Here is a 7519-nt window from a genome sequence, read left to right on the forward strand (position 1 = left end):
CAATTGTGTCATGCGGCGAAGACCTTTACGCACAGCATCGCGCCCGGGCTCAATGCAATGCGCGATAGATGGTGTCCGCCAGTTCGCGCGAAATGCCTTCGACCTTCATCAGGTCTTCGACGCTGGCATCGGCCACGCCGCGCACGCCGCCGAAGCGCTGCAGCAGGCGCGCGCGCTTCTTAGGTCCCACGCCGGCAATTTCCTCGAGCTGACCGCCACCAATGCGCACCTTGGCGCGCGCCGCGCGCATGCCCGTGATGGCGAAACGATGGGCTTCGTCGCGGATCTGCGCGACCAGCATCAGCGCCGCCGAGTCCTTGCCCAGATAGACTTTTTCGCGGCCGTCCGCAAACACCAGCTCTTCCAGCCCGACCTTGCGCTTGTCGCCCTTCTCCACGCCGACAATGCGCGCCAGATCGAGGCCCAGCGCCTCGAACACTTCGCGCGCCATGCTGACCTGGCCCACGCCGCCGTCGACCAGCACCAGATCGGGCAGGCGCGCCTGGCCCGCCGTGGGCTCGGCGCCGCCGGCCTCGCGCTGGGCTTCTGCGACGCGGCTGTAGCGGCGCAGCAGCACCTGGCGCATGGCCGCATAGTCGTCGCCGCCCGTGATGCCTTCGATGTTGAAGCGCCGGTACTCGCTGCCCTGCATCTTGTGGTGGTGGAACACCACGCACGAGGCCTTGGTCGCCTCGCCCGAAGTGTGCGAGATATCGAAGCATTCGATGGTCAGGTTGTCGAGGTCGTGCGTGGGCAGATCGAGGGCTTCGGCCAGCGCGCGCGTGCGCGCCTGCTGCGAGCCTTCCTCGGCCAGCAGCCGCGCGAGCTGCAGCTCGGCATTGCGCTGCGCCATGTCGAGCCAGGCGCGGCGCTCGTCGCGCGGCTGGTGCAGCGCGTTGACGCGCACGCCGCTGGACTCCGACAGCGCCTTGACCAGCGCCTTGTCGACCGCATGGCTCAGCACCAGTATGGGAGGCACGGGCACGCTGGTGTAATGCTGGGCCAGAAAAGCTTCGAGCACCAGCACTTCGACGGGCTGCTGCGGCGCGGCATCGCCTTGCGCCTCGCCTTCGCTCTCGGCGTCATGCACGGCCGCGGCGTCGCCCAGCTGCGAGGGGAAATACGGCCGGTCGCCCAGGTGGCGGCCGCCGCGCACCATCGCCAGGTTGACGCAGGCGCGCCCGCCCTGCACGCGCACCGCGAGAATGTCGACGTCCTTGTCCGACGTGGTCTCTATCGACTGCTGGTGCAGCACGCGCGCCAGCGCCGTCATCTGGTTGCGCACTTCGGCCGCCTGCTCGAACTCCAGCGCCTCGGCATGCACCAGCATGCGCGCTTCGAGCTGCTGCAGCAGGGCCTGGGTCTCGCCGCGCAGCATGGCTTCGGCATTGCGCACGTCAATCGCATAGGCCTCGGGCGAGATCAGGTCCACGCAGGGGCCGGTGCAGCGCTTGATCTGATAGAGCAGGCAAGGCCGCGAGCGGTTGGCAAACACCGTGTCCTCGCAGGTGCGCAGGCGGAACACCTTCTGCAGCAGCTGTATCGTTTCCTTGACCGCCCAGGCGCTGGGGTACGGTCCGAAGTAACGGTTCTTCTTGTCCACGCTGCCGCGGTAGTAGGCCATGCGCGCAAAGCGCTGGCCGGGCTGCGGCCCTTCACCGTCGTGCCCGGCGACACCCGAGATCATCAGATAGGGGTAGCTCTTGTCGTCGCGAAACAGGATGTTGTACTTGGGATGCTGGGTCTTGATCAGGTTGTTTTCAAGCAGCAGCGCCTCGGCCTCGGAGCGCACCACGGTGGTCTCGAGGCGCGCGATCTTGCTGATCATGTGGCCTATGCGCGTGCCGCCATGGCTCTTCTGGAAATAATTGGCCACGCGGCGCTTGAGATTGCGCGCCTTGCCCACGTAGAGCAGCCCGCCCGCGGCATCGAAGTAGCGGTACACGCCCGGCAGGGAAGGCAGGGCTGCGACCTGGGCCAGCAGTTCATCGGAATGCATTTCAGACATGCCTCTATTGTGGCGGGCCTGGTGCGCGCTTTCAGCCGCGCTGCCGAAAGCGGTACGATCGGCGCCCCCTGCCCTCGTTTTGAAGCCTCCCCATGCCGCTGAACCGCTCCCTCCGCTGGGACATCTTTTGCCAGGTGATCGACAACTTCGGCGATGTCGGCGTCTGCTGGCGCGCGGCCGCCGAACTCGCCGCGCGCGGCCAGCAGGTGCGGCTGTTTCTCGACGACGCCAGCGCGCTCGCCTGGATGGCGCCCGCGCCCCACCCCGCGGGCCTGAGCGTTCACCCCTGGCCCGACCGGCAAGCCCTGGTGCCCGCGGACGGCGTGGGCGATGTGGTGATCGAGGCATTTGGCTGCACCCTGCCCGAGCCTTTGCTCCAGGCGATTGCCCGGCGCCAGGCCGCGCAGCCACCAGGCGCCGCGCAAAGCCCGGTCTGGATCAACCTCGAATACCTGAGCGCCGAGTCCTATGTGGAGCGCTGCCACCGCCTGCCCTCGCTGCTGATGAGCGGTGCGGCCGCAGGCCTGACACGCTGGTTCTTCTATCCGGGCTTCACGCCGCGCACCGGCGGCCTGCTGCGCGAAGCTGCTCTGGCCGAGCGCCAGGCGGCGTTCGATCGCCAGGCCTGGCGCGCGGCGCGCGGCATAGACGAAGCCACGCGACTGGTGTCCCTGTTCTGCTACGAGCCGCCGGCCTTGCCGGCGCTGCTCGAACAGCTCGCGGCCGGCGATGCGCCCAGCCACCTGCTGGTCACGCCGGGGCGTGCCACCGATGCCGTGCGCGCCGCGCTGGCGCCGCAGTCGGCCCTGCCCTGCACCTGGCTCGCGCCCTGCGCCCAGCCGCAATTCGACGAAATGCTCTGGGCCTGCGACCTGAACCTGGTGCGCGGCGAAGACTCGCTGGTGCGCGCGCTGTGGGCCGGCCAGGCCTTTGTCTGGCAGATCTATCCGCAGCACGACAACGCCCACCACGCCAAGCTCGATGCATTTCTCGACTGGCTAGAAGCCCCACCGTCGCTGCGGCTGTTTCACCATGCCTGGAATGGCATGGCCAGCCCCGACAGCCTGCCGCTGCTGACCGCGCAAATGCTGGGTGAATGGCGCGATTGCGTGCGTGCCGCGGGCGCATGCCAACGGGCCCGCAGCGATCTCGTCAGCCAACTGCAGCAGTTTGTGGCAGAAAAAAGCTAAAATCTCTGTTTTTACGCGCACGTGCTCAGCAGGCTGCGCCCTTATTTCCCCCCGCCGCGGAACATGTTTCAATGCAGCAGCCCCTAGGGCGGTGCAGCTGGACGCGTTGAGCGGCACAACCCCAGCAATCTAGCTATGAAAATCGCACAAGAAATCCGCGCCGGCAACGTGATCATGCACGGCAAGGACCCCATGATCGTCCTGAAGACCGAATACGCCCGTGGCGGCCGCGGTGCAGCCACCGTGCGCATGAAGCTCAAGAGCCTGATCGGCAACTTCGGCACGGAAAACGTGTTCAAGGCCGACGACAAGATCGACAACGTGATCCTGGACAAGAAGGAGTGCACCTACTCCTACTTCGCCGATCCCATGTATGTCTGCATGGACGAAGAGTTCAACCAGTACGAAGTCGAAGCCGAAAACATGGGCGACGCCCTGAACTACCTCGAAGACGGCATGACCGTCGAAGTGGTGTTCTATGACGGCAAGGCCATCTCGGTCGAACTGCCCACCAGCGTCGTGCGCGAAATCACCTGGACCGAACCCGCAGTCAAGGGCGACACATCGGGCAAGGTGCTCAAGCCTGCCAAGATCGCCACCGGCTACGAAGTGGCCGTGCCGTTGTTCGTTGCCCAGGGCGACAAGATCGAAATCGACACCCGCACCGGCGAATACCGCAAGCGCGTGTAAGTCATGGCTGCCGCAAGGCTGCAATGCAAAAAAGGCTTCTGCGGAAGCCTTTTTTTCGCCTTCCGTTTGCTTCAATGGCGCGCCGGCAGCACTTCGGCCAGGTACTTGACCATGGACGCAATCCTGGCGGACACCGCCGATTGCCGGTAATACACCGCCTGGACCGGACGGTCGACCGGCACGGTGGCGTCCGCGAGCACCTCCACCAGCCGCCCTTCCTCGCGATCGGCCGCGGTCATGAAGTCCGCCAGGCACACGATGCCCATGCCGTTCAGTGCCAGTTGGCGCAGCGTTTCGCCGCTGGAAGACGCCAGCGTCGGCTCGATCTGCATCTGTTTGCCATCGTGCTGCCGCACGGGCCACAGGTTGAGTATGTCGTTCTGTGCGAAGCCCAGCCGCTCATGCTGAGCGAGCTCCCTTGGCGTATGCGGACAGCCGTGCCTGCTGAGGTAGGCAGGGCTGGCAAGCAGGCGCAGCCGCGACTGCCCGAGCAGCCGGCTGTGCAGCGTTGAATCCTTGAGCGCGCCTATGCGGATCGCCAGGTCCACGCGGCGCTCAAGCAGGTCGATGAAGCCTTCATTGCTGGTCAGCGTGAGCTCCACATCGGGATGGCGCTCACGGTAGCCGGGCATCAGCGGCACCAGCACATGCAGCATGTAGGGCGTGGCCGCATCGATGCGCAGCGGGCCCGCGAGGCGCTCGCGCCGCTGCATCAATCCATCCTCGGCGACATGCACGGCTTCGAGGATGGCGCGCGCGTCGCGCGCAAAGCCATGGCCTTCGTCGGTCACGTCCAGACGCCGCGTGGTGCGGCGCAGCAAGGTGGTCTCCACCTTGTCTTCGAGCCGCGCCAGCAACCGGCTGGTCGTGGAAATTGGTTGGCCCAGATGCTCGGCCGCGGAGGTCAGCGAGCCGGTGTCCACGACCGCGAGAAACACCGTCAATTCTTCCAAAGTGAAGCGCATATTCTCAAAAATCGCAAAAGTGTTTTGGTGATTAAACACTTTTTCGGGAAAGACCACGCATTCACAATGCGCAATACAGTAAAAACCCTGAGCCGCAGGCCCGTCTTCCATGCACGCATCATCCACTCCCTCCACTCTCGCCGCGCCGTCAGGCAGTGGCCGCAGCGCCACCCTTCCATTGCTGGCGCTGGCCGTAGGCGCCTTCGGCATAGGCACGACCGAGTTCGGCCCCATGGGCATGCTGCCCACCATGGCCGAGGGGCTGCAGGTGTCGGTGCCCTCGGCCGGGCTGCTGGTGTCGGCCTATGCGCTGGGGGTGATGATTGGCGCGCCCATCATGACGCTGCTGCTTGCGCGCTGGTCGCCGCGCAAGGCGCTGATACTGCTGATGGCGATCTTCACCATCGGCAATATCCTTTCCGCGCTGGCCCCAGGCTATGCAAGCCTCATGGTGGCGCGCGTGATCACCAGCCTCAACCACGGCGCGTTCTTCGGCATAGGCTCGGTGGTTGCCGCGAGCCTGGTGCCGCGCGAGAAGCAGGCCAGCGCGGTGGCGTTCATGTTCACCGGCCTGACGGTCGCCAACATCGGCGGCGTGCCCGCGGCCACCTGGATCAGCGACGCTTTCGGCTGGCGCCAGTCGTTTGCCGGCATAGGCGCGCTGGGCCTGCTGGCCATGGCCACGCTGCTGTTCGCCCTGCCCCAGGGCGGCGGCGGACAGCGCCTGGACCTGCGCGCCGAATGGCAGGTGCTGACACGCCCGGCCGTGCTGCAGGGCCTGCTGACCACGGTGCTGGGCTCGGCGGCGATGTTCACGCTCTACACCTATATCAATCCCGCGCTCAAGACCTTCACGGACGCATCGCCGGCGTTCATCACGGGCATGCTGGCGCTCACCGGCGTGGGCTTCACCATTGGCAACGCGATCGGCGGCAGGTTTGCCGACCGCTCGATAGAGAAGACCATCATCGGCTTCCTGGCCCTGGTCACGGTGAGCATGCTGGCCTTCCCCTGGCTGGCCACGAGCCCGCTGGGCGCAGCGGCCTGCGTGTTTGTCTGGGCCATAGGCGCCTTCGCGCTGGTGCCGCCGGTGCAGATGCGCGTGATGCGCGCGGCCGTGGAAGCGCCGGGGCTGGCTTCGTCTATCAACATCGGCGCCTTCAACCTGGGCAACGCCATAGGCGCGGCGGCCGGCGCCGCGGTGCTCAGCCTCGGCGGCGGATACACCGCCGTGGCCGTGGCGGGCGCGGGCTTTTCCATCCTCGCGCTGCTGCTGGTGCTGCGCACGCTGCGCGCCACGCAGCGGCTGGCCGCGCAGGCGCGCTGCGCTGCCAGCGCCTGCTGAAACCTCGGCGGCGCCCGGTCTGTCATCAGCCTGACGCGCGCGCCGCGGACACTTCGAGGCTTCTTGAAGAAATGGAGCCCGTACGTGAAACACCTGAGCCCCCGCCACACGCTGGCCGCCCTCATTGCCTCTCTTGCCGTCAGCGCCTGCGGCGGCGACGAGCGCGAGCCGCAGATCCGCGCCCTGCGCCTGCTGGGTTCGGCATCGCTGCCCACGGGCACGCTGTACGACGGCGTGGAGTTCGGCGGAATCTCCGGCCTGGACCTGGCGGCCGATGGCAGCTACTGGGCAATTTCGGATGACCGCGGCGGCGAGCGCGGCACGCCGCGCTTCTACAACCTGAGCCTGGACTATGAGAGCGGCAAGCCCGTCGAGGTGAAGATCAACCGCCAGCTGCACATGCTGCGACCCGACGGCGCGAAGTTCCCGGCCTCGGCCCGGACCGTCGACCCCGAATCGATACGCCGCGCGCGCAATGGCAACCTGTACTGGTCGTCGGAAGGCAACTGGAGCAGCGACGCGGCGCAGCTGCACCAGCCTTTCCTGCGCGAGATGACCACGGACGGCAAGTTCGTGCGCGAGTTCTCCGTGCCCGCGATGTATCTGTACCGCGACAACGCCACGACCGGCGCGCGCAGCAACAAGGTGTTCGAGGCGCTCACGGTTGCGGCCGACGACGGCACGGTCTACATCGCCAATGAAGACGCGCTGGCCCAGGACGGCCCGCTGACCACCGTTGCCGCCGGCAGCGTGGTGCGCGTCACGGCAATGGACAGCGCTTCGGGCAACGCCAAGGCGCAGTATGCTTATCGCCTGCCCCCCATTCCCGTCGACGCGCCCCCGGGCGCGGCGTTTGGCCCGGACAACGGCCTCTCGGAGCTGCTGTCCATAGGCAAGAACCGCTTCATTGCCGTGGAGCGGGCGTTTGCACTGGGCGTGGGCAACACCATCCGGCTGATCGAGACCGAGATCACGGCCAGCACCACCAACGTGCTTTCCGTGCCGTCACTGACCGGCGCCAGCTACACGGCCATGGGCCGCAAGCTGCTGCTGGAAATGCCCATCACCTACCAGGGCGTCAAGCTCGACAACATCGAGTCCATCACCTGGGGCCGGACGCTGGCCAACGGCAACCGCACCCTGGTGCTCGCCGCCGACAACAACTTCACGGCCCAGACCCAGGCCAATCAATTCATCGTGCTGGAAGTGCTGGCCGATTGAAGCCCGGCTCAGACGGCGCCGGCAAGCTTCTTGAAGGTCGCCAGTACCGCCGGGCCGTTGAACGGCTTGACGATCCAGCCCTTGATTCCCGCGGCCTTGC

At 66.6% G+C, this 7519-nt stretch carries 6 protein-coding genes and 1 pseudogene; 4 read left to right on the forward strand and 3 right to left on the reverse strand.

Going from position 1 to position 7519, the window contains the following annotated elements:
• Positions 1 to 49 precede the first annotated feature (49 nt).
• Positions 50 to 2008 (reverse strand): excinuclease ABC subunit UvrC, encoded by a 1959-nt coding sequence (uvrC, locus tag RR928_RS14490; protein WP_332538423.1) that lies wholly within the window; start codon positions 2006 to 2008, stop codon positions 50 to 52.
• 92 nt (positions 2009 to 2100) lie between these two features.
• Here uvrC and earP point away from each other — a divergent pair, with 92 nt between their 5' ends.
• Entirely contained in the window at positions 2101 to 3198 is a 1098-nt protein-coding gene (gene earP / locus RR928_RS14495; protein WP_332683071.1) for an elongation factor P maturation arginine rhamnosyltransferase EarP, read from the forward strand.
• A gap of 135 nt (positions 3199 to 3333) precedes the next feature.
• Positions 3334 to 3888, forward strand: coding sequence for an elongation factor P (gene efp, locus RR928_RS14500; RefSeq protein WP_332683073.1), 555 nt, complete (start codon positions 3334 to 3336; stop codon positions 3886 to 3888).
• Between the two features lie 71 nt (positions 3889 to 3959).
• Here the strand turns inward: efp and RR928_RS14505 are convergent, their stop codons facing one another.
• Positions 3960 to 4853 (reverse strand): LysR family transcriptional regulator, encoded by an 894-nt coding sequence (locus RR928_RS14505; protein ID WP_332683075.1) that lies wholly within the window; start codon positions 4851 to 4853, stop codon positions 3960 to 3962.
• A 109-nt stretch (positions 4854 to 4962) separates the two neighbouring features.
• On the opposite strand from RR928_RS14505, the gene RR928_RS14510 reads away from it, so the two are divergent.
• Together RR928_RS14510 and RR928_RS14515 are read left to right on the forward strand one after the other, a co-directional pair.
• A complete protein-coding gene (locus RR928_RS14510) occupies positions 4963 to 6198 on the forward strand; it encodes an MFS transporter (protein ID WP_332537844.1) in 1236 nt (411 codons plus the stop codon).
• An 84-nt stretch (positions 6199 to 6282) separates the two neighbouring features.
• Entirely contained in the window at positions 6283 to 7419 is a 1137-nt protein-coding gene (locus RR928_RS14515) for an esterase-like activity of phytase family protein (RefSeq protein WP_332548064.1), read from the forward strand.
• Positions 7420 to 7427: 8 nt separating this feature from the next.
• Here the strand turns inward: RR928_RS14515 and RR928_RS14520 are convergent.
• Positions 7428 to 7519: pseudogene (locus tag RR928_RS14520) on the reverse strand (response regulator); the annotation flags it as partial.

Source organism: Comamonas sp. (assembly GCF_036666375.1).
Classification (GTDB): Bacteria; Pseudomonadota; Gammaproteobacteria; order Burkholderiales; family Burkholderiaceae_C; genus Comamonas.

Bases quoted from the DNA above. Each gene is read 5' to 3' on its own strand.
- uvrC (WP_332538423.1), bottom strand. From the start codon at position 2,008: ATGTCTGAAATGCATTCCGATGAACTGCTGGCCCAGGTCGCAGCCCTG.
- earP (WP_332683071.1), top strand. From the start codon at position 2,101: ATGCCGCTGAACCGCTCCCTCCGCTGGGACATCTTTTGCCAGGTGATC.
- efp (WP_332683073.1), top strand. From the start codon at position 3,334: ATGAAAATCGCACAAGAAATCCGCGCCGGCAACGTGATCATGCACGGC.
- RR928_RS14505 (WP_332683075.1), bottom strand. From the start codon at position 4,853: ATGCGCTTCACTTTGGAAGAATTGACGGTGTTTCTCGCGGTCGTGGAC.
- RR928_RS14510 (WP_332537844.1), top strand. From the start codon at position 4,963: ATGCACGCATCATCCACTCCCTCCACTCTCGCCGCGCCGTCAGGCAGT.